This window comes from Bradyrhizobium sp. WSM4872 (genome assembly GCF_055811715.1).
Genome location: NZ_JBVVPT010000028.1, coordinates 21,889 through 46,620 on the forward strand (window position 1 = coordinate 21,889; position 24,732 = coordinate 46,620).

Annotated in this window: 27 protein-coding genes, 1 tRNA gene and 1 riboswitch; of the genes, 8 read left to right on the forward strand and 20 right to left on the reverse strand. The window is 64.9% G+C overall.

Annotated elements, in window-relative coordinates:
- Position 1: 1 nt before the first annotated feature.
- The 6 genes from AC0L3C_RS28460 to AC0L3C_RS28485 form a co-directional block, all read right to left on the reverse strand.
- A complete protein-coding gene (locus AC0L3C_RS28460) occupies positions 2–469 on the reverse strand; it encodes a GNAT family N-acetyltransferase (RefSeq protein ID WP_473409599.1) in 468 nt (155 codons plus the stop codon).
- Positions 470–479: 10 nt separating this feature from the next.
- Positions 480–1,061 (reverse strand): helix-turn-helix domain-containing protein, encoded by a 582-nt coding sequence (locus tag AC0L3C_RS28465; protein ID WP_007597841.1) that lies wholly within the window; start codon positions 1,059–1,061, stop codon positions 480–482.
- A gap of 139 nt (positions 1,062–1,200) precedes the next feature.
- Positions 1,201–2,013, reverse strand: coding sequence for a type VI secretion system-associated protein TagO (locus tag AC0L3C_RS28470; protein WP_473265060.1), 813 nt, complete (start codon positions 2,011–2,013; stop codon positions 1,201–1,203).
- Entirely contained in the window at positions 2,010–3,074 is a 1,065-nt protein-coding gene (locus tag AC0L3C_RS28475; protein WP_473409568.1) for a TAXI family TRAP transporter solute-binding subunit, read from the reverse strand. Before AC0L3C_RS28475 ends, AC0L3C_RS28470 begins: the two co-directional genes overlap by 4 nt.
- 26 nt (positions 3,075–3,100) lie before the next feature.
- Complete coding sequence (locus tag AC0L3C_RS28480; protein WP_473282087.1) at positions 3,101–3,634, reverse strand: DsrE family protein; 534 nt, start codon at positions 3,632–3,634, stop codon at positions 3,101–3,103.
- A 276-nt stretch (positions 3,635–3,910) separates the two neighbouring features.
- A tRNA-Gly gene (locus AC0L3C_RS28485) sits at positions 3,911–3,984 on the reverse strand.
- A gap of 171 nt (positions 3,985–4,155) precedes the next feature.
- On the opposite strand from AC0L3C_RS28485, the gene AC0L3C_RS28490 reads away from it, so the two are divergent.
- The 5 genes from AC0L3C_RS28490 (at position 4,156) to AC0L3C_RS28510 (ending at position 7,204) form a co-directional block, all read left to right on the forward strand.
- A complete protein-coding gene (locus AC0L3C_RS28490) occupies positions 4,156–4,734 on the forward strand; it encodes a methylated-DNA--[protein]-cysteine S-methyltransferase (protein WP_473282085.1) in 579 nt (192 codons plus the stop codon).
- A gap of 9 nt (positions 4,735–4,743) precedes the next feature.
- The gene (locus tag AC0L3C_RS28495) at positions 4,744–5,583 is read left to right on the forward strand and encodes a helix-turn-helix transcriptional regulator (RefSeq protein WP_473409569.1); all 840 of its coding nucleotides are present in this window, start codon (positions 4,744–4,746) and stop codon (positions 5,581–5,583) included.
- Positions 5,584–5,639: 56 nt separating this feature from the next.
- Positions 5,640–5,999 (forward strand): VOC family protein, encoded by a 360-nt coding sequence (locus AC0L3C_RS28500; protein ID WP_354063977.1) that lies wholly within the window; start codon positions 5,640–5,642, stop codon positions 5,997–5,999.
- A gap of 193 nt (positions 6,000–6,192) precedes the next feature.
- Positions 6,193–6,594 (forward strand): SRPBCC family protein, encoded by a 402-nt coding sequence (locus AC0L3C_RS28505; protein WP_473265055.1) that lies wholly within the window; start codon positions 6,193–6,195, stop codon positions 6,592–6,594.
- Positions 6,595–6,694: 100 nt separating this feature from the next.
- Positions 6,695–7,204, forward strand: coding sequence for a hypothetical protein (locus AC0L3C_RS28510; RefSeq protein WP_473265054.1), 510 nt, complete (start codon positions 6,695–6,697; stop codon positions 7,202–7,204).
- Here the strand turns inward: AC0L3C_RS28510 and AC0L3C_RS28515 are convergent.
- The 4 genes from AC0L3C_RS28515 to AC0L3C_RS28530 all read right to left on the reverse strand — a co-directional run bounded on the left by AC0L3C_RS28515 (position 7,201) and on the right by AC0L3C_RS28530 (position 11,797).
- Positions 7,201–8,646, reverse strand: a complete 1,446-nt coding sequence (locus tag AC0L3C_RS28515) for an MATE family efflux transporter (RefSeq protein ID WP_473265053.1) — start codon at positions 8,644–8,646, stop codon at positions 7,201–7,203. The two genes, AC0L3C_RS28510 and AC0L3C_RS28515, sit on opposite strands and share 4 nt — an antisense overlap.
- 322 nt (positions 8,647–8,968) lie before the next feature.
- On the reverse strand, positions 8,969–10,021 hold the full coding sequence (locus AC0L3C_RS28520) for a hypothetical protein (RefSeq protein WP_473265052.1): 1,053 nt from the start codon (positions 10,019–10,021) through the stop codon (positions 8,969–8,971).
- Between the two features lie 123 nt (positions 10,022–10,144).
- Positions 10,145–10,555: a PAS domain-containing protein gene (locus tag AC0L3C_RS28525; protein WP_473282079.1), complete on the reverse strand. Its 411-nt coding sequence runs from the start codon at positions 10,553–10,555 to the stop codon at positions 10,145–10,147.
- Positions 10,556–10,660: 105 nt separating this feature from the next.
- Positions 10,661–11,797 (reverse strand): 2'-deoxycytidine 5'-triphosphate deaminase, encoded by a 1,137-nt coding sequence (locus tag AC0L3C_RS28530; RefSeq protein ID WP_473267048.1) that lies wholly within the window; start codon positions 11,795–11,797, stop codon positions 10,661–10,663.
- Positions 11,798–11,877: 80 nt separating this feature from the next.
- Positions 11,878–11,957: riboswitch (SAM riboswitch) on the forward strand.
- A gap of 70 nt (positions 11,958–12,027) precedes the next feature.
- Here AC0L3C_RS28530 and AC0L3C_RS28535 point away from each other — a divergent pair.
- Positions 12,028–13,224 carry an O-succinylhomoserine sulfhydrylase gene (locus AC0L3C_RS28535; protein ID WP_473409570.1) on the forward strand — a complete coding sequence of 399 codons (1,197 nt, stop codon included), beginning with the start codon at positions 12,028–12,030 and terminating at the stop codon, positions 13,222–13,224.
- Positions 13,225–13,277: 53 nt separating this feature from the next.
- Here AC0L3C_RS28535 and AC0L3C_RS28540 read toward each other — a convergent pair whose 3' ends face one another.
- The 3 genes from AC0L3C_RS28540 to AC0L3C_RS28550 are packed head-to-tail and all read right to left on the reverse strand — an operon-like array spanning position 13,278 to position 16,327.
- Positions 13,278–14,270 (reverse strand): SGNH/GDSL hydrolase family protein, encoded by a 993-nt coding sequence (locus tag AC0L3C_RS28540; protein WP_473409571.1) that lies wholly within the window; start codon positions 14,268–14,270, stop codon positions 13,278–13,280.
- Between the two features lie 12 nt (positions 14,271–14,282).
- Positions 14,283–15,062: an SGNH/GDSL hydrolase family protein gene (locus AC0L3C_RS28545; RefSeq protein ID WP_473265893.1), complete on the reverse strand. Its 780-nt coding sequence runs from the start codon at positions 15,060–15,062 to the stop codon at positions 14,283–14,285.
- On the reverse strand, positions 15,062–16,327 hold the full coding sequence (locus AC0L3C_RS28550) for an OpgC domain-containing protein (RefSeq protein ID WP_473265892.1): 1,266 nt from the start codon (positions 16,325–16,327) through the stop codon (positions 15,062–15,064). The genes AC0L3C_RS28545 and AC0L3C_RS28550 overlap by 1 nt, the downstream gene beginning before the upstream one ends.
- Before the next feature lie 205 nt (positions 16,328–16,532).
- On the opposite strand from AC0L3C_RS28550, the gene apaG reads away from it, so the two are divergent.
- A complete protein-coding gene (apaG, locus tag AC0L3C_RS28555) occupies positions 16,533–16,925 on the forward strand; it encodes a Co2+/Mg2+ efflux protein ApaG (protein ID WP_027514422.1) in 393 nt (130 codons plus the stop codon).
- A 49-nt stretch (positions 16,926–16,974) separates the two neighbouring features.
- On the opposite strand, the gene AC0L3C_RS28560 is transcribed toward apaG, so the two are convergent.
- From AC0L3C_RS28560 to AC0L3C_RS28570, 3 genes are all read right to left on the reverse strand, one after another.
- Positions 16,975–17,982 (reverse strand): Hsp33 family molecular chaperone, encoded by a 1,008-nt coding sequence (locus AC0L3C_RS28560; RefSeq protein WP_473282073.1) that lies wholly within the window; start codon positions 17,980–17,982, stop codon positions 16,975–16,977.
- Positions 17,983–18,271: 289 nt separating this feature from the next.
- Positions 18,272–19,219, reverse strand: coding sequence for an ornithine carbamoyltransferase (argF, locus tag AC0L3C_RS28565; protein ID WP_473265890.1), 948 nt, complete (start codon positions 19,217–19,219; stop codon positions 18,272–18,274).
- Complete coding sequence (locus tag AC0L3C_RS28570) at positions 19,219–20,421, reverse strand: acetylornithine transaminase (protein WP_473265889.1); 1,203 nt, start codon at positions 20,419–20,421, stop codon at positions 19,219–19,221. The genes argF and AC0L3C_RS28570 overlap by 1 nt, the downstream gene beginning before the upstream one ends.
- A 455-nt stretch (positions 20,422–20,876) precedes the next feature.
- Here AC0L3C_RS28570 and AC0L3C_RS28575 point away from each other — a divergent pair, with 455 nt between their 5' ends.
- A complete protein-coding gene (locus tag AC0L3C_RS28575; RefSeq protein ID WP_007597869.1) occupies positions 20,877–21,389 on the forward strand; it encodes a GcrA family cell cycle regulator in 513 nt (170 codons plus the stop codon).
- A gap of 228 nt (positions 21,390–21,617) precedes the next feature.
- Here the strand turns inward: AC0L3C_RS28575 and phoB are convergent, their stop codons facing one another.
- Genes phoB through pstA form a run of 4 tightly spaced genes read right to left on the reverse strand, consistent with a single transcriptional unit; the run spans position 21,618 to position 24,730 of the window.
- The gene (phoB, locus tag AC0L3C_RS28580) at positions 21,618–22,325 is read right to left on the reverse strand and encodes a phosphate regulon transcriptional regulator PhoB (RefSeq protein ID WP_007597871.1); all 708 of its coding nucleotides are present in this window, start codon (positions 22,323–22,325) and stop codon (positions 21,618–21,620) included.
- Positions 22,326–22,339: 14 nt separating this feature from the next.
- A complete protein-coding gene (gene phoU / locus AC0L3C_RS28585; protein WP_018456067.1) occupies positions 22,340–23,056 on the reverse strand; it encodes a phosphate signaling complex protein PhoU in 717 nt (238 codons plus the stop codon).
- 10 nt (positions 23,057–23,066) lie between these two features.
- The gene (gene pstB, locus AC0L3C_RS28590; protein WP_007597875.1) at positions 23,067–23,888 is read right to left on the reverse strand and encodes a phosphate ABC transporter ATP-binding protein PstB; all 822 of its coding nucleotides are present in this window, start codon (positions 23,886–23,888) and stop codon (positions 23,067–23,069) included.
- The gene (gene pstA / locus AC0L3C_RS28595; protein ID WP_007597877.1) at positions 23,885–24,730 is read right to left on the reverse strand and encodes a phosphate ABC transporter permease PstA; all 846 of its coding nucleotides are present in this window, start codon (positions 24,728–24,730) and stop codon (positions 23,885–23,887) included. Before pstA ends, pstB begins: the two co-directional genes overlap by 4 nt.
- Between the last annotated feature and the right edge of the window lie 2 nt (positions 24,731–24,732).

A 24,732-nucleotide genomic window follows, 5' to 3' on the forward strand; every position in this document is an offset into this window, starting at 1 on the left:
GCTAACGGCTCGCCGACAGATCCAGGGTCAGGAACAGGCTGTTGGGATCCTCGACATAGCCCTGGAACGGGCCGCAGAGGACAAAGCCATGCGCCTGGTAGAGCGCGTGCGCCGGCTTGAAATAGTCCCACGAGCCGGTTTCGAGGCTGAGCCGCACCATGCCGCGCGCGCGGGCTTCCGTGATGATGTGGCGGAGCATCTCACCGCCAAAGCCGCGCCGCCGCGTGGTCTGGAGCGTGTGCATCGACTTCACCTCGCCATGCGCTCCCGACAGCGACTTCAGCGCACCGGTGACGACCAGCGTGTCGCCGTCCCAGCCGGTCCAGAACGCGACTTCCGGGGCACGAAGCCCGGCGAGGTCAAGCGCATGGGCACTGCCCGGCGCGGTCTGTGCTCGCGCCTCCGTGACGTGATGGTCGAGCAGCGCGATGACGCGCGGATCAAAGGTGTCGCCGGTGCGGATCTGCATCGTCACGGTCTCACATCTTGCCGTAGGACGCGCCGCGGCGCGTGATGATGACGTAGCGCGCGTCCTGTCTGGTCTCGTTCTCGAAGATCACCGCGCGCATCACGTCGAAGTCGAGACAGTCGCCTTCGCGCAGGCGAACCGCCTTGGCGTCGATGTGCACGGCGATCGCGCCCTCCAGCATCAGCAGCTGCTGGGTGAAGGCGTTGCGCCCCCAGGGGCTGTACGGCACCCGCGCGCCGGCCGGCAAATCGACGACGATGACCTCGATGCCGCTCGCCGCGTCCGTCGGCGAGGCGTGCCGGCGGCGATAGCCACTGTCGGGATCGCGCCAGTGCGGCTGGTCGGCGAGCCGCACCAGCCGCTCCGGCGGCTTCTCGGCGAGCGCGACGACGTCGCTGAGCGACACGTCGAGCGCGGCACAGAGCTTGTTGAGCAGCGACGCCGTCGCACTGCTCTGCGCCCGCTCCACCCGCCCGATCATGGCCCGGCTGACGCCGGAGCGCGCCGCCAGCTCATTCAGCGTCATGCCGGCTTGCGTCCGCACCGTCTTCAAGCGACGACCGATCGCGCGATCGAGCTTTTGCTGGTCCATAGCCCCTATCCGAGCGCTGTTTCGGCAGCCGCATTTGCTTGGGAGAGAGCCTAGCGCGGGAAACAGCGAATGCCGGGAATGAGATGCCAATATATTGGAATTTCGGCGCGCGCGAATGCATCCTCGGCGCAAAATCCGTTCATCGTCCTCGGGATTCGACCGTCGCACTCGCCCAACGACAGGCGCTTGCGAGCCTGGCGCGGACGGAATCGACGCCGGCGAGCTCGAAGATGGCGCTGGTGTTGCGCCCCGCACCGTCGGTAACGGAGATAGACGTCTTTCCGGCGCGCAATGCGCGTACCAATTGGACCGGATCCTCCGGCATGGACGCCGTGCGACCGTCAGATGCCAATCGCCAACGCATTGGCCGCGCCGTGGCCTGGTCGGGAGAGATCGCGACGTCGACTTCCCCTCCGCGCAACGCGCGCCAGAGGCCATTGGAGCCGAGGGACAGCTCGGTCCGCTGGTTACGGCAACGTAGCACGAGCATTTCTGGTGCATTGGCCGTCACCGGCGCAAGCGCATACAATTTGGCGACAAAGAGCGGCGAGAAGTCCCTTGGAGACGTGGTCTCGCTGATCAACCAGCCCTCGGCGATTGACAGTCCCGCGATTGCGTCGTCCCGATTGGCCGGCGTCATCGCCGGCGCCGGTTCAGCTTCGGGTGGCAACGGTTGCATACCGGCGTGCGGTTTGGAGGGGATATCGTCGGGTTGTCGGACCTCGTCTTTGTTGGCGAACAGGCTGTCGAGGCACCGTTTCTCCGCGCTGTGTGCCTTCAGCCTGCATCCGAGACGCAGCGCGGTGTCGATGCCCGCCTGATCGCAGGCAGCTTCCGCTGCACGCGTCTGGGCAAAGCACTGGTCCAGACCCCTAAGCGTGCTGGAGGCGGATTGACCATGGGCTTCCGCGATCTCAAGGCTGGCGAACAGGACGGCGGCGAGCCGTCTCATGGACGTCCCGTCCGATTGGACATTTGGGACTCCTGCCAGTTCTCAGCCGCCTTGAGGCGCTGCAGTCCGGGAACGCCCGCACCGGGATTGGCCTCCTTCCACTTCGGATCGAAGCCGGACGCGCGCAGCTGATCGAGCCTGCTGAACAGTTCATTCACGAAAGCGGTGACCCTGTCATGGCGTGGGGTACCCGGATTCCAGTTATAGGCGACCAGCACCGTCGGCACCGCGATCGTCTCGATATCCCGCCCTGCTTGCACCAAAGCAGGATAGTCGGCCGACGTCAGAGAGGCCGGCACATAATAGTCCGCCAGCTTGGCACCCCAGGGGACCGGCAGGAACTTGAAGCCGTCGTCCCATTTGCGCTTGACGAACGCGTCCACCGGCTTCGACGTGACGAAAACCACAGCCGCCATCTCGCCTTTGCGCATCTGCTCCAGCGCGGCCGGGTGAGGCACGAAGGCCTTCTCCACCTCGATGCCGAGACGACTGAAGATGAGTGGACCCGAATAGGCGGCGGCCGTGCCCTGCGTGTTGAAGTTCACCTTCTTGCCCGCGAGGTCGGCGAGCGAATTGATCTCGGGACGCACGAAGACATGCAGCTCCGACGGGAACAGGTTCATCACATGCACGATGCGCTTTCCGATCTCGGGCACCTGCGCGCGATACTCGTCGAGCGAATCGCTGTTGATGATCGCGATGTCGATCCCCTTCAGATAGAGCACATCGTTGACATTCTCGGTCGGTCCGCGCGTCACCACCGGAAGCACGTGCACCTTTCCGCTCTCGTTGACCACGCGCGAGATCTCGGTCGCGAAGCGGAGTGGTGCGCCTTCAAGGAGCCCGGCGGCTAATCCGACCGTGCCTGCATTGATGCGATCTCTCACGTCCTCTTCGGCCGTCCGCTGTTGAGTGGCCCGCACCGACCGGTTCCCTCGCGCGGGCGCAGACGCGACCGGTTCCGTCGTCTGTTTGGCAGCGCCGGGCCTGGTGGCAGTTTGGGCGGAAGCGGGCAACGCGAGCAGCGACACAGCCAGCACGAACAGCAGCTTGCGCATCATCCCGGCCTCCCCTTGTTGGTTCCTGTCTACGGCCGGACGTAGCTCCAGCCCTTTTCCTGCAGCTCCATCATGCGCACGACACCCGAGGCAACCATGGAAGCCTCCGGCAGCAGCTCGAGCGGCTTGCCTTCCTTCTTTTCCATCCCCTCCCGGGTGACGCCGCATGCGGCGAAGCGAACCTTGTTCGGGAAGGCGAGGTCCGTCATGGCGTGAATGCGATCGGCGACCGGCGTCGTGTCCTTGCGCAGCATGTGCAATCCAGGACCGAACGCCACGATCTCGACGTCGGCCTCTTCGCCCTTCTTGCGGTAATAGTCGAGCACGTTGGTGGCGTTGTTGAGCGCGAGATTCATCACGGCGGCATCGTTCTGGTTGACCTGGATCACGAGCCTGTGCGGCGCCGGCTTGACCGGGTGCACGGCTGCTTGCTTCCGCGGGATCATGGCGTGGGCAGAACTCGCAGAGGCCGGCTGCTGTTGCACCGAGCTCATGGCGTACACCGAGCCGATTGCGAGTGTCGCGAGCACAGCTGCGGCGATATGGATTCGTACATCAGGCATGGACCATCTCCGTCTGCGATTTGCGCTCGACACGGAGTGCAACTCGCTTCATCCGGACCAGGCCCTCAGTGAGGCCGCAGGTGTTGCGCACTGGACTTGCGTTGGGGGTGACCCGGACCGGGAAACATGAACTCCCGGCCCGCCCTTCGACAGCCTGCAGTTCGTGCTAAGCGCAATGGATTAAGCGCAGCGAGCGTCAGCTCAACGTGCCGTTGCGCCCGGGCGGATCGCCAAGAGAGACTTCGAGTCAGTGCGACTGTGCTGCGGCCAAGGCTTTGGAGCGGGCGAAGGGAATCGAACCCTCGTATGCAGCTTGGGAAGCTGCCGTTCTACCATTGAACTACGCCCGCGGATGCGCAGCCTGCGCCCGCTCTGATTAGCCGAGACGGCGCATCTCGCCAAGCGCTTTGGCGCAGCCCGCCCGACCCTTCTTGAGTTTCCGGCAAGATTTTGGGTGCGCCGGATTGTGGCGGTGTTATGATTGCCTGTCTGGGGAGACGTGCACTGAGTGGGGCGTGTGCATGGTGGGGCGTGGCTACGCGATATTCGACACGACCATAGGGCGCTGCGGCATCATCTGGAGCGGCACCGGTATCGTCGCCGTGCAATTGCCGGAGGCGCGGGAGATCGACACCCGCCGCCGGATTTTCCAGGTCCATCCCGAGGCGCGCGAGCAGCCGCCTTCCGCGAACGCCGCGTTCGCGATCGAGGGCATCGTGGGCTTGCTGCAAGGCAGCGATGCTGATTTTTCCGAGGTCAGCCTGGACGCGAGCGGGGTGCCCGGTTTCAACCGGCGGGTCTATGAAGCCGCCTGCGCCATCCCGCGCGGGGAGACGCGGACCTATCACGAGATCGCCAAGGCGCTGGGCGCCTCCGGCGCCGCGCATTCTGTGGCCCAGGCGATCGCGAAAAATCCCTACATGCTGATCGTGCCCTGCCACCGGGTGCTGGAGGCCGGCAATTACACCGACCGGCTCTCGCCCTATGGCGGGGTGATCTCCAAGCGGCGGCTGCTGTCGCTGGAGGGCGCCCATCCAATCGCCAGCAAGACGCTGTTCGACGTGCTGCTGCCCGTTGCCCCTCCGAGACCCTCCACCTAGATAGGTGGCATGGACGCAACCACGCTGCTGACCACTCCCTCGATGACCGTCTCCGAGTTTCGCTGCGACGCGGGACCGGACGACAGCCCGTTTGCGGAGTGTCGCACCGGCCATTCCATTGCCTATGTCCGCGCGGGCAGCTTTGGCTGTCATTGCCGCGCCGGCTTCTTCGATCTGGTCGCGGGATCGATGCTGGTCGGCGCGCCGGGCGAGGAATACACCTGCACGCATGAGCATGTCGCCGGCGACATCTGCCTGTCCTTTTTCCTCAACGAGGATCTGGTCGACGCGCTCGGCGGCCGGCGCGACGTCTGGCAGGTCGGCGCGACGCCGCCGCTGCCCGAGCTGATGGTGCTGGGCGAGCTCGCCCAGACGGCGGCAGATGGCAACAGCGACCTCGGTCTCGACGAGGTGGGTCAGATCCTCGCCGGCCGTTTCGTCGATGTCGTCTCGGGCAAGGCGCGCAAGCCGACGACGCCGACCGCGCGCGACCGCCGCCGCGCCGTGGAAGCCGCGCTGTGGATCGACGCCAATTCGCATGCCGAGGTCGACCTCGAACAGGCCGCGCGGCAGGCAGGCCTCAGCCCTTTCCACTTCCTGCGGCTGTTCTCCGCCGTGCTCGGCGTCACGCCGCACCAATATTTGGTGCGCTCGCGGCTGCGGCATGCGGCGCGGCTGCTGACCGACGACGACATCGCAGTCACCGACATCGCCTATGACGTCGGCTTCGGCGATCTCTCCAACTTCGTCCGCACCTTCCACCGCGCCGCCGGCGTATCGCCGACCAAGTTCCGTCAGGCATCGAAGGGGGAGCGCAAGATTCTCCAAGAGCAACTTGCCCTCAACTGACTAGGTTCGTCTCCGGCGCGCGCCGATTGCGGCGCGCTTTGGCAATGGAGACGACCATGTACGACCATATCGGATTGCGCGTTGCCGACCTCGACGCCGCCACGCGCTTCTACACCGCGGTGCTGGCGCCGCTCGGTTATGTCCTGTGCTCGAGCGGTGACGGTTATGCCGGCTTCGGGCCGAAGGGCGAACCCGGGCTATGGCTGCACCTGAACAAGGGGCGCAAGGCCGACGGCGCGCATATCGCGTTTCGCGCCGGCGATCATGACGCGGTGAAGGCATTCCATAGCGAGGGCTTGAAGAGCGGCGGCCGCGACAATGGCGGCGCCGGCCCGCGCAAGGATTACAGCCCGACTTACTACGCGGCGTTTTTGATCGATCCCGATGGCAACAATGTCGAGGCGGTTTGCACGTGAGTGCGGCAGCCCTCACTACACACACGCTGTCATGCCCCGGCTTGACCGGGGCATCCAGTACGCCGCAATTTCCCGATTCGATCACAGCGGCCTCTGGAATGCTGGATCGCCCGATCAAGTCGGGCGATGACAGCTGAGACGCCGGTACTATCGCTCCCCTCTCTACATCAATGGACTCAACCAGGATTCAACAATGGCCTCCATCCACAACGACATTCCCCTGCCCGCCCCGGCGCGCGACGTCTGGGATGCGGTGCGCGATTTCGGCGCGCTGCATCGGCGGCTGGCGCCGGGCTTCGTCATGGCCTGCACGCTCGACGGCGACGCGCGCGTCGTCACCTTCGCCAACGGATCGGTGGCGCGCGAGGTGCTGGTCGATTGCGACGACGCGCGGCAGCGGCTGGTCTACGCGATCAACAACGAGCGGCTGAAGCATTACAGCGCCTCGGTGCAGGTGATTGCCGAGGGCGAGGCGAGATGCCGCCTGCTCTGGATCATCGACATGCTGCCGAACGAGCTCGCGCCCTATGTGCAGGGACAGACCAAGGACGCCGTCGCCGCCATACACCGAGCGTTTCCGGCCGCGGCTGCGTGATCTTTCTCACGGAGCCCAGCCCTCGTCCGCACTAACCATGGCGGCGTGCGTCCGGTTGGCTCCGCTCTCCCGGCGGCGCCCCGCACGCGAGGAGCAGGCCATGAGAGGTGCGGACAAGGTGATCTGCCAGGCGGCCGCCGTGCTGCTGATGTTTTCGATTTCGAGCGGACCGGCAAAGGCGCAGTTCCTCGGCGGCGGAGGTGCCGGCGGCGAGGACATGATGACCCAGATGGCGCCAATGCTGGAGATGATGAAGGCCAAGATGGGCAAGCGCCGCTTCGGCATGATGATGCAGACCATGGGCCCCATGATGAGCCGCATGATGGAGAATGGCGGTGGTGGTCTTGGTGGCATGATGGGCGGCGGCGGAATTGGCGGCCTCGGCGGCGGCAATCTCGGCGGCGGTTTCGGTGCGCCAAATTACGGCGGCTACGCGCCGATGGGCGCAGGCGGCACCATGCCGACTGGAATGGGCGGCATGGGTGGCGGCGAAATCATGGGCATGCTCGGCGGCGCCGGCGGCGGCGACATGATGGCGATGATTCCGCAACTGATGCGGCTCGCCAATGTCGGCGGCGGTGGCGGGCATCGCCGCCACAGGCGCCGCTAGTCCACGGCGGTCGACAGAGCCGGCCTGATCGCAGGTTTGGTTTGGCGCGGTCCCCAGCGCGTCAGCACCACGCTGGAGCACGAGAGCAGGCCGAGCACGACCATCGAGCTCGCCGCCAGCCAGAAGAAGTTTTGCGCGGTGGCATCATGCGTGGACAGCCACCAGCCGACCGCCGAAATGTAGATCAGCCGCGCGGTCTGCGCCAGCACCGGGCCGATCACCTTCGCAGCGCCCTGCGACGAGAAATACATCGTCGAGGCGAGGCCGATGAAGGCGTAGAATGGTGCCACCGTGGACAAATATTGATGGCTGGTGGCGCGCACGGTCGCGCTGTCGGTGAAGATGTTGACCCAGAGATCGGGGAAGATCGCAACCAGGCACGCCGGTGCACCGACGGCGACGAAGGCGCTCGCCGCCGCGATCCAGGCGATGCGCCGGGCGCGGGCGATGCGGCCGGCGCCGACCGCCATGCCGATCATCGGCACCGAGGCGATGCCGAACGAGAACGCGATCGAGGTCAGCAGGAATTCCAGCCGCGCACCGATGCCGTAGCCGGCGAGGATCGCGGTGCCGAATTTCGCAAGCATGTGGGTGAAGATCGAGATCGTCAGCACCGATTGCAGCGGCGAGAAGCAGGCGATGGCGCCGACCTTCAGGATGTCGAAAAACATCGCCCATTGGATGCGCAGGCCGCGCAGCTTCGGCGTCACGCGGGCGCGGCCGGAGAACAGGTACCAGCCCATCACGCCGATGTTCATGCAATAGGCGATCAGCGCGCCGGCGGCGACGCCGCGCATGCCGAATTGCGGCACCGGACCGAGCCCGAGCCCAAGCGTGCCGCCGAGCACGATCTGCCAGGCCGCAGAATTGAGGATCAACAGCGACGGCAGCTTCATGTTGCCGGTGCCGCGCAGGACCCCGGCCATGGTGTTGAGCAGCCAGGGCAGCACCGCGCCGCCGAAAAACACCTGGGTGTAGGCGATCGCATGCGTCAGCACGTCGCCGCGGCCGCCGAGCATCTCAAGCACCTTGGGTCCGAAGATCAGCATGCCCAGCATGAAGACCAGGCCGAAGCTGATGCCGATCAGCAGCGCATGTGCGGCGAGCGTCCCGGCACGCTCGCGATCGCCGGCGCCGAGTGCGCGCGCGATGGCGGAGGCCACCGCGCCGCCCATCGCACCGCCCGACATGGTCATGGTCAGGATCACTGTCGGAAACACCAGCGCCATCGCGGCCAGCGCTTCCACACCAAGACGTCCGATATAGGAGGTCTCCGCAATCACCGTGCAAGTGCCGGCGGAGAGCGCGACCACGTTGGGCCAAGCCAGCCCGAGCAGCGTGCGCAGGATCGGCCCGTCCATCAGCGCGCTCCTCACGGGGCGTGGTGGCGGCGGCAGCGGACGCTCTTGTTCATCGACCGGGATTTCGGCGATGTCGGACATGTCCTCTCCCGGGCGCGAGCACCAGTTGCGGCGCGGCAATGACTGGGTGTGCCAATGAATTTATTCGCGCAGAAGGCGCGAGGTTCAGCTTGTTAGCACGGCAATTGCCGATTCCTCCTGCGCCTGATGCAGGCGTGCCCTGCGGCAGCGCATTTCAGCCCGTGGAATTGCGACTCTCAGTCTCCGTGGGGCCATCCTTCGAGACGCCCGCTTCGCGGGCTCCTCAGGATGAGGTCTTGTTTCGCGGTGACATGTCGGACCCTCATGGTGAGGAGCCCTCGAAGCGGGCGTCTCGAACCACGAGGCCAACGCCCGCGCGGCATTACCCAATCGTCCAGAGCAATGGCGGACGGCCGCCATGCGTCGGGGACAGGTGCACGCCGATGTGCCGCCCGCATCCGGCCGCGAGCCCTTCGAACAACCCCGCCAGCACCTTGGCGCAAGCGGGGTGATTATCGGCGACGTCGTCCATCAACCTCCAACTCTTCTGACGGATTTCGAACGTGCCTTCGGATTGCGTCGTCTCACCCACATCGTCCTGCGCGACCAACAGTGCGTTGAGGAACGTCGCGAATTCGCTCGCGCCGCCGCGGCCCATCGACAGTGCTGCAGCGACCTCATCGAAATATTGCATCCCGATCAGCTTGCCGGTGAGATGCAGGAGATAGCCGGCATCCTCCGGACCGAACAGCTGCACCATCACTGGCGCTGCCGTGCGCACATATTCCATGGCGTAGTTGCGATAGGCTTTTTCCAGTCGCGGTCTTGGCCAGCTTGCGACCGGCAACGCCGGAGCCGCGGCTGCATCGAACAGCGGCGCTTCGAGGTGCCGCGCGAACACGAGGCGCTGGTCGAGTTCGAGCGGCTGGTCATATTGATAATAGTAGCCTTCGAGCCCATCCTGGCCGTCGACGCTCTGCTTGGTGCAGACGAACCCCAATCTGGTATCGCCGAGCGCCACGCCGTTGTTGGCGTGCCAGCCGCGCAGCATCGCGCGCGAGACTTCGCCCGGCACGCCGCAGATCGCAGTGCCTTTCCAGATCCAGCGCGGCGGGGGATAGCGGATCCAGGCTTTGCGATCGCTCTCATACATGTATTCGACGTGCACGCCGCCGATCCAGTTCGAGAGATAGTGATATTGCGCGGCCGCCACGGCGGGAGGCAGATGGCTCAGCCCGAGCTTCTCCAGCCCCGGCAGGAAGCGTTCCTGCTGCTGGCGGCGGAACACGCGGAAGACGAACTCCGCAGCATCTGCCGTGCCGCGACGCGTGACCACGGTGAGGATCAGGCCGGTGAAATAGGCGTGATAGAGATCGGCAACCGCGCGCCAGCGTTTCCATAGAGCTTCCTGCGTGGAGTCTGATGCGGCGGTCATGTTCGCTCCCGATCGTTGTTTTGATCGAGTGTGTCACTGCAGCCGGTGACGGACAAGCTGAGCCGCACGCAGGGCGCCCTGCACGCCGGCTCGCCAATTCCGCATCACGAATTTTGCGCAGGCTTAATTTTGCACAGCTTTGGCGGCACGCTCGCGCTCGACGCGCTCGGTGACGTCGCGTGCCATCGCCACCGATCCCTGCACAACTCCAGCGGCGTCTCGCACCAGCGCGAAGGTCATCTCGATGTAGAGCTTGCGTCCGTCCTTGTGCAGCGCGCGGGTCAGTGTCGGCTTGCCCGCAAGCTTCATCGCGCCGCTGGCAAGCGCGGCCTCGAAACCCTTCCAGTGCGCGGCGCGCAGATGTTCGGGAATGATCAGGTCGAGATTCTGGCCCAACGCTTCGTCCGCGGAGAAGCCGAACAGTGCGGACGATGCGCGATTCCAGCGCATGATCGTGCCGGAGCGATCCGAATAGATCAGCGCATCGGCGACGTCGTCGAGGATGTTTGCGTCGAGTTCGGATGAATTGGTCATGTCAGCACCTTGTAGCCCGGATGGAGCGCAGCGTAATCCGGGATCGCGCCACAAGTGAGACTTTCCCGGATGACGCTTGCGCTCCATCCGGGCTACGGATGATGGCTAAACCCGGAAATGCTTGCTCAGCTTCAGGCCCTGGGCCTGGTAATTCGAGCCGATGCGCTGGCCGTACATGGCGTCGGGGCGGGCCAGCATCTTCTCGTAGACGAGGCGGCCGACGATCTGGCCGTGTTCGAGGATGAACGGCACCTCGCGCGAGCGCACTTCGAGCACGGCGCGCGACCCCAGCCCGCCGGCGCCGGCATAGCCGAAGCCGGGATCGAAGAATCCGGCATAATGCACACGGAACTCGCCGACCAGCGGATCGAACGGCACCATCTCCGCGGCGTAATCGGGCGGCACCTGCACCGCCTCTTTCGACGCGAGGATATAGAACTCGCCGGGATCGAGGATCAGGCTGCCGTCGGGACGGGCCGAGATCGGCTCCCAGAAGTCCTCGACGGAATAGCCGGCGCGGCGATCGACGTCGATCACGCCGGTGTGGCGCTTGGCGCGATAGCCGACGAAGCCGCCGCTCTTCTCGCCGGAGAGATCAACAGAGACGGCGACGCCGCCGGTGAGATCGGCATCGTCGACATCGACGAGACGCTCGGTCGCATGCAGCGCCTCGAGGTCGTCGATGTTGAGGATGGCATCGCCGGTGCGGAAGCGCACCTGGCTCAGGCGCGAGCCCTCGCTGACCAGCACCGGGAACGTCTTCGGGCTGATCTCGGCATAGAGCGGCCCATGATAGCCGGCACCGATCATGTCGAAGCGGCGGGTGCCGTCGGCGATCACGCGGGTGAAAACGTCGAGCCGGCCGGTCGAGCTTTTCGGGTTGGCGGCCGCGACGATCTCCGGCGGCAGCGCGAGGCTTTCCAGCAGCGGCACGATGTAGACGCAGTTGGTCTCCAGCACCGCGCCGTCGGCGAGGCTGAACTCGTGCAGCTTCAACTCGTCGATGCGCTCGGCGACGGTGGCACCGGGACCGGGCAGGAAGCTGGCGCGAACGCGATAGGCGATGTCGCCGAGGCGGAGGTCGAGGCTCGCCGGCTGGATCTGGCTTTCGACGAAGTCGTAAGCGGGCAGGATGAGACCGCCCTCCGCCATCGCCGCGATCATGCGGTCGGGCAGGATACCATTGGCGTCGGCGGCAACCGTGAACGTCAACCGGGGGTCCTCATCAGGGATCAAACACATCCCGACATGCGGGAAATATGAGCGTTTTACGGCTATCCGATGGACGTCTTGACGGAAAGGGCATTGCGGAATATGAGCATGACTTATCCCGTGGTGATTTGAGCCGGCCGGCTTGCAGCCACGTTAAATAAGTCGCTAAACAGGCCGGGGACCTCTGTGATCCCGGCCCGTGGAAATATTCCAGGCCGGTTTTTTTGTGACCATTTCCGATGGTCACTTCAGGAGGTCCTATGTCGAAGTCCCCGGCGCCCACCGCGTCCTACCGTCCCGAAACCCGCCTGGTCCATTCCGGCACCCTGCGCTCGCAATATGGCGAGACGTCGGAGTCGCTGTTCCTGACTCAAGGCTACGTCTACAACAGCGCCGAGGAGTGCGAGGCGCGGTTCAAGGGCGAGGATCCCGGCTTCATCTATTCACGCTACTCCAACCCGACCATCTCGATGTTCGAGCGGCGCATGATCGAGCTCGAAGGCGCCGAAGCGGCGCGTTCGGCCGCGACCGGCATGGCCGCGGTGACGACTGCGATCCTGGCGCCGCTGAAGGCCGGCGATCACGTCGTGGCCTCGCGCGCGCTGTTCGGCTCTTGTCTCTACGTCGTGCAGGATTTGCTGCCGCGCTACGGCATCGAGACCACGCTGGTCGACGGCCTCGATCTCGACCAGTGGCAGCGCGCCATGAAGCCGAACACCAAGACGTTTTTCCTGGAGAGCCCGACCAATCCGACGCTGGATGTACTCGACATTCCCGGCATCGCCGAGATCGCGCACAGCGGCGGCGCGCGGCTCGTCGTGGACAACGTGTTCGCCACTCCGATCTGGCAGAGCCCGCTCGCGCTCGGCGCCGACGTCGTCGTCTATTCCGCGACCAAGCACATCGACGGCCAGGGCCGCTGTCTCGGCGGCATCATCCTGTCCTCGGAAGCGTTCATCGCCGAGCACATCCACAATTTCATGCGCCAGACCGGCCCGTCGATCTCGCCGTTCAACGCCTGGGTCCTGCTCAAGGGCCTGGAGACGCTCGCCGTGCGCGTGCGCGCGCAGACCGAAACGGCGGCGCGCATTGCGGACGTTCTGGCGAGCCATCCGAAGATTTCGCGGCTGGTGTTTCCCGGCCGCGCCGATCATCCGCAGGCGGCATTGGTGAAGAAGCAGATGCGCGGCGGCTCGACGCTGGTCGGCCTCGAGGTCAAAGGCGGCAAGCAGGCGGCGTTCCGCGTGCTCAACGAGCTCAAGCTCGCCAAGATCTCGAACAATCTCGGCGACGCCAAGAGCCTCGTCACGCATCCGGCCACCACGACGCATCAGCGTTTGAAGCCGGAGGACCGCGCCGCGCTCGGCATCAGCGAGGGCTTCATCCGCTTCTCTGCAGGCCTCGAGCACGCGGACGATCTGATCGAGGATCTGACCGCGGCGCTGGAGAAGGCGTGAGTTATTGTCGTCCCGGCCTAGTGCGCAATTGCGCACTAGGCCGGGACGACAGGTCACATCGGCCGATAGGTCCGCACGTCCGCGGGCACGTTGACGCCGAGTTTGATCTGGCCGACGGAACGGATGATGTCGTCGCCGAGGAGCTGGGCGAAGCAGGCATAGCCCCAATCGTTCATGTGCAGTCCGTCGGCGATCACGAAACTCTCGACCGGAAGCGATTGCTTCTCGTGCCAATCGCGCATCACCTCGAAGCGCGGGAAGATGCCGACGTGACGGAGCTCGGCGACCTTGCCGAGCAGCTTCACCATCTTGCCGGCGCTGTCCGCGCGCTGGTTGACGGCCGGCGAATATTGCGGATCGACCAGCACGACGTCCGTGCCGCCGGCAGCCTGGATGCGGCTGATGCCGTCCTCGACCAGTTTGGCGGTATCGCCGGGATCGAGATTGCGCAGCACGGCATTGGTGCCGACCTGCCAGATCACCAGATCCGGATGCACGTCAATCACCTCTTTCTGGAGGCGCTTCATCATCTCGGGCGCGTCCTCGCCGCCGACGCCGGCATTGACGACGGTGATGTCGGCGGTCGGATAGTGCCGGTGCAGCTGCGCAGCAAGGCGATTGGGATAGTTGAACTCCGGCGAGCTCGCGCCGAATCCCGCGGTCGAGGACGAGCCGAAGGCGACGATGACGACGGGCTGGCCGGCGACGAGCTTGCCCGCGACATGCGGCAGCGAGCCCATCGCCTTCGAGCCGCCCTTCGGCGACAGGCAGGGCACGCGGCTGAAGACGTCGCCGGCGGATTTCGCAACCTGCTTCACCTTGTCGATGGCGCGCGCCGTGATGCCGCGCTGATCGGGGGACGTCGCGGCGATGGTGGTCTGGGACGGTGAAGCGAGAGCCGGATCAGCCGACTGCTGCGGGGCCGGCGTTGCCTGTGCGGCCTGCGTCTGCGCGTGCGACTGCGAGGCCGGACTCAGCACCAGCAGCAGCGCTGCTGCGGGCACAGCCAGCCATGCCGTCAGGCAAAAAGGGCGGAGAGAACTCATTAACGCTAGACCTCAATTTTGCTGCTGGGCCGGCTCCAGATGCGCAGCGTCGATCACGAACTGTGCCAACGCCCGGCCGAGGCAATCATGGACCTGTTTCGCCAGCTCAGGCCCGCGCGACGGGCTGAACAGGTCGAACTGCCCCTGATCATTCCACTGCCGCATGATCGCGAACCGATCGAACAGCGGAATATCGTGCTCCTGCGCCACCACCCGCATATTGTCGAGGTATGGCGGCACCGAGATCATGGTTTCGGTACGCGGACTGTACTGCAAGTTCATCAAGACGACGTCAGCCCCTGCCTTTTGCAACGCAACAACCCCTTCGGTCACCGCGCCACGAAAATCATCGGGATCGATGGCTCGGATAGCATCGACGGTCCCGGTCTGCCAGATGACCAAAGTAGGCGTCTTTGCTTCCATCAGCTTAACGAAGCTGGCGGCCGCCTCCTCGGCCGTCTTCTTGCTCTGTATTTCTACGGAGACATGCACCGTCTCCGTCGGCGGCAGCTTGTCCTTCAGGATGGCCTGCATCCGCGCCGGATAAGAGGCGTCCTCGGAAGCCGGAATCGTGGTCGAGCGACTGCCGATGACCAGGATTTCGAGCGGCTTGCCGGCCTTCACGGCATCGGCGACCTTGGGAAGCTGGCTTTCGCTGGTGAGCAGATAGGAGGGCACTTCACAGGCTGCGGGCGCGGCTGAAGCAGCCGGCGCAGCATCGTCCGCGCGCGCCGGAGGCGCGGCGAGACCACCGCACAGCAGGATCAGGCTCAGGAAAACCTTCGCCTTCATCAGCCCCCTCCCGCCATATCGGCGCTGCCGACGGCGCTTTTGGTTTTCGAACCGCTCTTGTCAGCCACCCGCTTGTACCACGAAATCAGCCAAGCCATGGCCCACATGATCAGGATTCCGGAGAGACTAATTAGCGCATGCATGACCGGGCCGCCCGAGACCTCGGCCAGGATGAAATGGCCGGCAAAGGCGAGGAAGACGCCGAGACAGAATATCTCCAGGGAATGCGAGCCGCACAGGATCAGCGGCCGCAGCCAGGGCGATTTCAGGCCCGGCCAGTCACGCGGCAGGACGCGCACGGTGAGCGCGGCCAGCGCCAGGAAATGCGTGAAGCGCAGCACGTCAAGGTCGGCCTTGTCGATCGGATACATCCACTGCTCGAGCCGCTTCGGCATGAAGTGGGAGAGCTGCGGCACATACCAGGTCAGCGTCACGTAGAATGCGGCGACCAGATAGACGATCGCGATCCACATCGTCACCCGCGAAGCCAGAATGTGCGACATGCGCCGCGCACCCCCGAGCGCGCACCATGCCCCGAACACAAACAGCAATTGCCAGGCGAAGGGATTGAAGGCCCAGAAGCCGTTCGGATAGGCCGACAGATAGAGGTCGTATTCCCAAGTCACCGCGTAGAGCGCGACCGAGAGGCCGAGCGTCACGTCGGGCCGCCATTTCATCAGCCACAGGATCAAGGGCAGCGCCAGCATCAGCACGATGTAGAGCGGCAGCACGTCCATGTTGACCGGACGGAAGCGCAGCAGCAGCGCCTGCACGATCGTGACGTCGGGCTGCTTGAGGAAATCCATGATGCCCATCTCTTCGGTGTAGAGCGGGTTCTCGAACCGGGTCGCGACGTAGGAGATTTCGGCAAGGAAGATCGTGAACAGGAAGACGTGGGCGACATAGATCTGCCAGACGCGCCGCAGGATGCGCGCGGTGGCGACGACGATGCCGGACTCCAGCATCGCCCGACCGTAGACGAAGGCGGCGGTATAGCCGGAGATGAAGATGAAGATCTCGGTGGCGTCGCTGAAGCCGTAATTGCGGATCGTGAACCAGGTCAGAAGGCTCGGCGGCAAATGGTCGATGAAGATCAGCCACAGCGCGAGGCCGCGGAACAGGTCGAGCCGGAGCTCGCGCTCGCCGATGGCGGGCAGCGAAATGGCCGGCGCGGCCGCGCGCCGCTTTGCCCCCGCGGACTTGACCTCCACAGGCTTGGCGGTTCCCGCGATCGTCGATCCCGTCACTTGGTCGGCAATGGTCATCGGGGGCCTAAAAACCCTTCCGCAAATCGCGACGTGGCAAGGAGTGTACCGGTTCGGCCGTCATCTCGCAAAGCGGCCGGATCACATGCAAGTACATTTGCAAGTCCATTTGGACGTGTACTTCCCTGCGAAATCTGGCGGGACGATGTCGCCAAGGCCGCCTCCGGCGTTTGGTTCCCGGGCGGTTTTCGGTATGATGGCAATCATGTACCGCGCCGTGACCCGCCAGATCGAAGTGACCGTCGAGCCGAACTTTGTTCCGGAGCAGTCGTCGGCTGACCGCTCCCGTTATTTCTGGGCCTACACCATCGTCATCACCAATTCCGGCGACGAGACCGTGCAGCTCAAGACGCGGCACTGGATCATCACCGACGCCACCGGCCGGCAGCAGGAGGTGAAGGGCGAGGGTGTCGTCGGCGAGCAGCCGACGCTCGCCCCCGGCGAACGCTTCGAATATACCTCCGGCGTACCGCTCACGACCGCCTCGGGCTTCATGACCGGCCGCTACCAGATGGTCAGTGCCACCGGCGAGCGCTTCGAGATCGACGTGCCGACGTTCTCGCTGGACAGCCCGGATAACAAGAGGGTGCTGAATTAGCGCTGGAAATGGTGGGCGCGCTTCGCTTTGCCCACCCTACGGCACCGCGCTACGCGTCCTGGACGCCCGCCTCGTCCGGTGTGAACTCGTACACCGATGAGCAGAACTCGCAGGTCACGACGACCTTGTCGTCCTTGACCATCGCGGCACGGTCGTCGGACGAAAAGCTCTTCAGCATCGATGCGACCGCATCGCGCGAGCAGGAGCATTGCGCTTTCAAGGGCAGCGGATTGAACACGCGCACGCCGCGCTCGTGGAAAAGACGGTAGAGCAGCCGCTCGCCGGACAGCTCGGGATCGATCAGCTCGACGTCTTCGACGGTTTCGATCAGCGAGCGCGCCTCGACCCAGGCATCGTCTTCAGCGACGGCATGGACCTCGACGCCTTCGGGCGCATCGCCGGGATGCAGATCGGCCTGCCGCGCGCGCTCGGGCGCCTTCGGCAGGAACTGCATCAGCATGCCGCCGGCTCGCCAGCGATGCTTGCCACCGTCGTTCGAACGCCACTCCTCGCCGACGGCGAGACGCACGCGCGTCGGGATCTGCTCGGAGCGCAGGAAATATTCGTGAGCGGCGTCTTCGAGGCTGCCGCCGTCGAGCGCGACCAGGCCCTGGTAGCGGCTCATGTCGGGGCCCTGGTCGATGGTCATGGCGAGATGACCGTGACCCAGCAGCGCGCCGGAATCTTTTGCATCCCCGAGGCGCGCGGCGTCGTAGCGCGCATAGGCGCGCAGGCGATCCGGCGCCTGATAGTCCACGACGAGGAATGACACCGGACCGTCGGTCTGGGCCTGCAGGATGAAGCGGCCTTCGAACTTCAGCGACGAGCCGAGCAGCGTGGTCAGCACGATGGCCTCGCCGAGCAGCTTGCCGACCGGCGCCGGATAATCGTGCTTGGTCAGGATCTCGTCGAGCGCCGGACCAAGCCGCACCAGCCGACCGCGCACGTCGAGCGCGTCAACCTCGTAGGGCAGCACGGCGTCATCGACGGGAACCGCGGATGGCGCGCGAACCGGGCCTTCGGGCCCGGTTTTCATGTCAGGGGATTGGGAAACCATGGCGCTTTATCTGGGGTCGGAAGGCGGAATTGGAAGGGGGTTGGGGAACTGTACGAAGCAACCTCAACCTCGGTGTCGTCCCGGACAAGCGCTAGCGCAGATCCGGGACCCATAACCACAGGATTACGCTACTCCGCGAGATGACAACTCCGAATCCTCGCCAAACGACTTCCTGTGGTTATGGGTCCCGGATCGGCGCTCCGTTCTGGACAACGCTGCGCGTTGCCAGAAGCTGCGCTTGTCCGGGACGACGATCATATGTGAGGTGGCCGCCGGGATTCCAGCGAGATCACTTCACCGCGTCGAAGCACCAGGCCAGAATGCCCTTCTGCGCGTGCAGGCGGTTTTCGGCCTCGTCGAACACGACGGATTGCGGACCGTCGATCACCTCGTCGGTGACCTCCTCGCCGCGATGGGCGGGCAGGCAGTGCATGAACAGCGCATCGGGCTTGGCCAGCGACATCAGCTGGGCATTGACCTGATAAGGCTTGAGCACGTTATGGCGGTGCTCGCCTTCCTTGTCGCCCATCGACACCCAGGTGTCGGTCACGACACAATCGGCGCCGCGCACGGCGGCTTCGGCATCCGTGCCGAGCATGATCGGCGCGCCGGTCGCCTTGATGAAGTCGCGCATCGCCTTTTTCGGCGCGAGCTCCGGAGGCGTCGCGACATTGAGCTGGAACTTGAAGCGCTCGGCGGCGTGCGCCCAGGACGCCAGCACGTTGTTGTCGTCGCCGGTCCAGGCCACCGTCTTGCCCTCGATCGGGCCGCGATGTTCCTCGTACGTCATGAGGTCGGCCATCACCTGGCAGGGATGCGAGCGCCGCGTCAGGCCGTTGATGACCGGAACGGTGGCGTTCGCCGCAAGCTCAAGCAGGGCATCGTGGTTGAGGATGCGGATCATGATGGCGTCGACATAGCGCGACAGCACGCGCGCGGTGTCGGCGATGGTCTCGCCGCGGCCGAGCTGCATCTCGGCGCCCGTGAGCATGATGGGCTCGCCGCCGAGCTGGCGCATGGCGACGTCGAAAGACACCCGCGTCCGCGTCGAGGGGCGCTCGAAGATCATCGCCAGCGTCTTGCCTTCGAGCGGCCTGACCGGCTGATGCGCCTTCTGCTTCGCCTTCATCGCGGAGGACGCGGCCAGCATGCGCTTGAGCTCCGACAGCGGCAGCTCGTTGATATCGAGGAAGTGCTTCGGTGTTTTCTTGGGTGCTTTATCGGGCGACTTGCTCATCAGCTTGCCGCCCGCTTGTTGCCGGACAACGCAGTGCAGGCGCGCTCGAGCCGCATGACGCTGTCCTCGATCTCGGCTTCGGTGACGATCAAAGGCGGCAGGAAACGCACGACATTGTCGCCGGCGCCGACGGTGAGCAGCTTCTCTGCGCGCAAGGCGGCAACGAGATCGCCCGAAGGTACCACGGCCTTGATGCCGATCAGGAGGCCCTCGCCGCGCACTTCGCTGACGACATCAGAGTGACGGTCGATCACGGAGGCGAGCTTCTGCTTGAGCAGCAGCGACATCCTCTGCACGTGATCGAAGAAGCCGGGCTTGAGCATGACGTCGAGCACGGCGTTCGCAGCCGCGATCGCGAGCGGATTGCCGCCGAAGGTCGAGCCGTGCGAGCCCGGCGTCATGCCGGATGCCGCTTCCGCGGTCGCAAGGCAGGCGCCGATCGGAAAGCCGCCGCCGAGCGCCTTGGCCAGCGACATCACGTCGGGTTCGACGCCGAGGCGGCGGTACGCGAACAGATCGCCGGTGCGGCCCATGCCGGTCTGCACCTCGTCGAAGGCGAGCAACAGACCCTTCTCGTCGCAGAGCTGACGCAACGCCCTCAGGAAGGCGGGCGTTGCCGAACGCACACCGCCCTCGCCCTGGATCGGCTCGATCAGGATGCCGGCGGTCTGCGGACCGATCGCCTTTTTCACTGCCTCGAGATCGCCATGCGCAACCTGGTCGAAGCCCTCCATCGGGGGGCCGAAACCTTCGAGATATTTCGCCGACCCCGTCGCCGCCAGCGTCGCCAGCGTGCGGCCATGGAAGGCGCCTTCGAAGGTGATCATGCGATAGCGGTCGGGATGGCCCTTCGCGGCGTGATAACGGCGCACGACCTTGATCACGCATTCCAGCGCTTCGGCGCCGGAATTGCAGAAGAACACGAAGTCCGCGAAACTTTCATTGCACAGGCGCGCGGCGAGCTTTTCGCCGTCCGGGCTCTGGAACAGGTTCGACATGTGCCAGAGCTTGGTCGCCTGCTCCTGCAACGCCGCGACCAGCGCCGGATGGGCATGGCCGAGCGCGTTCACCGCCACCCCCGAGGTGAAATCGAGATAGCGCTCGCCATTAGTCGCGATCAGCCAGCAGCCTTCGCCACGCTCGAAACCGAGGTCGGATCTGGCGAAAACGGGGAGCAAATGCGGCGCTGCGCTGTTAGTCATGGCGGTCACTTGAATGTTGCGGACGGTGTGAGCGTGCATTGCGCAACGCACCATCGACCGGCCCGGAAAACGAAACGTGCCGCCTCTTGAGGGCGGCACGCACGACTATCTTAGGCCTGGTGAAACGGGTGTCAATGCCGCCCGGAAAGCCTCGCGAAACGCTGAATCCGTAGTCTTGCGGTGCCGATTTTGCGGGATTTAGCCACGGAACATGTGGAAGCGAGTCGGCGGACTCTTGCGCGGGAGTCACGCCATATTGTAGCGTTTGGATTGTCAGATACGACATCTCGTGCAGTGGTTCTGATCTTTAAGTCCTTATGTACCGGCGTAAACGTTCGGGCGTTCAAGACGCGCCCGGCGAGCCTTAAGGGATTCTGGCGGCACGGGTTTTTGAAGGCTTAGGCATTCGCTGCGAGGCCCCAGGATGGCTGGCGCGCAGCGAGGGAAAGGGTGCAATGACGGTTTTGACCTGGTCCGATGATCGCGTCGAGCAGCTGAAAAAGCTCTGGGAGGCCGGACTTTCGGCCAGCCAGATCGCGGCGGAGCTCGGCAATGTGACCCGCAATGCCGTGATCGGCAAAGTGCACAGGCTCGGCCTTTCGGGCCGCGCCAAGAGCCCTTCGTCGGCAGCGCCCCGGCCGCGCAAGGCGCGTCCCGCGCAGCACATGATGCGGGTGAGCCGCCCGATCTCGCGCGGCAACACCGCGCTGGCGCAGGCCTTTGAGGTCGAGGCTGAGCCGGATCCGGTCACATACGACAACGTGGTGCCGATGAGCCAGCGGCTGTCGCTGCTGGAATTGAACGAGGCGACCTGCCACTGGCCGGTCGGCGATCCCTCGAGCCCGGACTTCTTCTTCTGTGGTGGCCGTGCGTTGTCCGGCCTGCCCTATTGCGCCCAGCACTCGCGCGTCGCGTACCAGCCGGCATCGGATCGGCGCCGCGCACCGGTGAAGCCGGGTCCGCGGTAATCACGGCAAGTCGTCGCGCGAAGACAGTTCAACAATTTCAGTGTCGTCCTGGCGAAAGCCAGGACCCATACTCCGAGCACGCAGTAGTCGTGCGGAAGGGGTCACTCCGAGTCTTCGCCAAACCACGTTCGGTGGTTATGGGTCCCGGATCAGCGCTCGCTTCGCTCGCTTGTCCGGGACGACGTCGGAGAATTCGGGGACAGCTCGCCAGCAAACAAGCCTGCAACCCTACACCTGCTCCGCCTTGGCAAAACGATCATCCAGCGCGTAGCCGGCGCCGCGGACGGTGCGGATCGGGTCCTGCTCGCGGCCGAGATTGAGCAGCTTGCGCAGGCGGCCGATATGCACGTCGACGGTACGCTCATCGATGTAGATGTCGCGGCCCCAAACGCTGTCGAGCAGTTGCTCGCGCGAGAACACCCGGCCCGGATGCTCCAGGAAGAACTCCAGCAGGCGATATTCGGTCGGACCGAGATCGATCGGCCGGCCCGAGCGCGCCACGCGGCGCTTGTCGCGGTCGAGCTCGATGTCGCCAAAAGCAAGCACGGTGGCGAGCCGCTCGGGGCTCGCGCGCCGCAGCAGGCCTTTCACGCGCGCGAGCAGCTCCGGCACCGAGAACGGCTTGACGATGTAATCGTCGGCGCCGGTCGCAAGACCCCGCACCCGTTCGCTCTCCTCGCCGCGCGCGGTGAGCATGATGATCGGGAGCTGCTTGGTCTCGGGACGGGTGCGAAGCCGCCGGCACAATTCGATGCCTGACAGGCCCGGCAGCATCCAGTCGAGCACGATCAGATCGGGGATGTGCTCCTTGAGGCGAGTGTCGGCGTCGTCGCCGCGCATCACCGTCTCGACGTCATAGCCGTCGCCTTCGAGGTTGTAGCGGAGAAGCTCCGTCAGAGCTTCCTCGTCCTCAACCACCATAATGCGTGCGCCCATCGGGTCGTCGCTCCTTAAGTGTTCGGTACCGTGTTGGCGAAGGTCGTCATGTCGCCCTTCGGCCGCTTGTCGGTGATCGCCTGTCCCTCGATCATGTAGAACACGGTCTCGGCGATGTTGGTGGCGTGGTCGCCGATCCGCTCGATGTTCTTGGCGCAGAACATCAAATGGATACAGAACGAGATGTTGCGCGGATCCTCCATCATGTAGGTAAGGAGCTCGCGGAACAGCGAGGTGCAGATGGCGTCGACCTCCTCGTCGCCCTTCCACACCGCCATCGCCGCCGGCAGATCATGCGCGGCATAGGCGTCCAGCACCGACTTGACCTGCTGCTGCACGAGGTCGGTCATGTGCTCGAGGCCGCGAAACAGCTTGAGCGGATGGAAGTCCGTCTCCAGCGCCGCGACGCGTTTGCCCATGTTCTTGGCGAGGTCGCCGATGCGCTCGAGATCGGTCGCGACGCGCATGGCGCCGACGATCTCGCGCAGGTCGACCGCCATCGGCTGGCGGCGGGCGATGGTGAGGACCGCACGCTCCTCGATGCGCTTCTGCAGCGCGTCGAGTTCTGTGTCGATGGCGACGACGCGCTGGCCGAGCGGGACGTCGCGGCGGATCAGCGCGTCGACGGACTCGACGATCATGCGCTCGGCGATGCCACCCATCTCGGCGACCAGGCGGGTGAGTTCCTGGAGGTCGGTATCGAAGGCCTTTGCGGTATGTTCAGAACCCATGTCGCGTCTCCTAGCCGAACCGGCCGGTGATGTAATCCTGCGTGCGCCGGTCAGTCGGCGACGTGAAGATCTTGCTGGTGTCGTCGAATTCGATCAGCTCGCCGAGATACATGAAGGCGGTCTTGTCGGAGACGCGCGCCGCCTGCTGCATGTTGTGAGTGACGATCGCGATCGTGTAATCCTCGGACAGCTCCTGGATCAGCTCCTCGACCTTGGCGGTCGAGATCGGGTCGAGCGCCGAACAGGGTTCGTCGAACAGGATCACCTCGGGCCGCACCGCGACGGTGCGGGCGATGCAGAGGCGCTGCTGCTGGCCGCCCGAGAGCGACAGGCCGGAGGCGTTGAGCTTGTCCTTGACCTCGTTCCACAGCGCGCCGCCGCGGAGTGCCTTTTCGACGCGGCCGTCCATCTCGGACTTCGAGATCTTCTCATAGAGACGGATGCCGAACGCGATGTTCTCGTAGATCGTCATCGGGAACGGCGTCGGCTTCTGGAACACCATGCCGACGCGGGCGCGCAGCAGATTGAGGTCCAGCTTGCCGTCGAGAATGTTGGTCTGATCGAGCATGAGCTGACCGGTGGCGCGCTGGCCGGGATAGAGGTCGTACATCCGGTTGAAGATGCGCAGCAGGGTCGACTTGCCGCAGCCCGACGGACCGATGAACGCCGTGACGCGGTTGGCGCCGAGCGTCAGGTTGATGTTCTTCAGAGCGTGGTGCTCGCCGTAATAGAAGTTCAGGTTGCGCACGGTCACCTTGGGGGGCGCCTCCGGCAGCACCGGCGCGTGGGGCAGCCCACCGGCCGCGCTCATCGATACGGAAAGATCACTCATTTTGCGGTCCTCTCGGCGCCAAGGATGCGCGCGCCAATATTCAGGGCAAGAACGGTCAGCGTGATGAGCAGCGCCCCGCTCCAGGCCAGCTGCTTCCAGTAGGCATAGGGGCTCTGCACGAAGTTGTTGATGGTGACAGGCAGGTTCGCCATCGTCTTGTTCAGGCCGAGGCTGAAGAACTGGTTCGACAGCGCTGTGAACAGCAGCGGCGCAGTTTCACCGGCGACGCGGGCGGTCGCGAGCAGCACGCCGGTGATGAGACCCGATCGGGCAGCACGATAAGCGATCCGCTTGATCACCAGCGAACGCGGCAGGCCGAGCGCCGAGGCCGCCTCGCGCAACGCGTTCGGCACCAGCAGCAGCATGTCCTCGGTCGTGCGCAGCACCACCGGGATCACGATGACCGCGAGCGCGAGCGAGCCCGCGATCGCCGAGAAGCCGCGCATCGGCACCACCACCGCGCCGTAGATGAACAGGCCGATGATGATCGAGGGCGCCGAGAGCAGGATGTCGTTGATGAAGCGGATCACCGAGGTCAACCGGTCATTGCGGCCGTATTCGGCGAGATAGGTGCCGGCGAACATGCCGAGCGGCGCGCCGATGCCGACGCCGATCACGGTCATGATCAGCGAGCCGACGATGGCGTTGAGCAGACCGCCCTCGTTCGATCCGGGTGGCGGCGTGTTCTCGGTGAACAGCTGGACATTGAGTCCCGCCAATCCGTTGTAGAGCAGCGTGATCAGGATCAGCGCGAGCCAGGTGACGCCGAAGGCCGTTGCGGCGATGCAGAGCCCGCGGACGACGATGTCCTTGCGGCGGCGGCGTGAATAGATCGGATTCATGG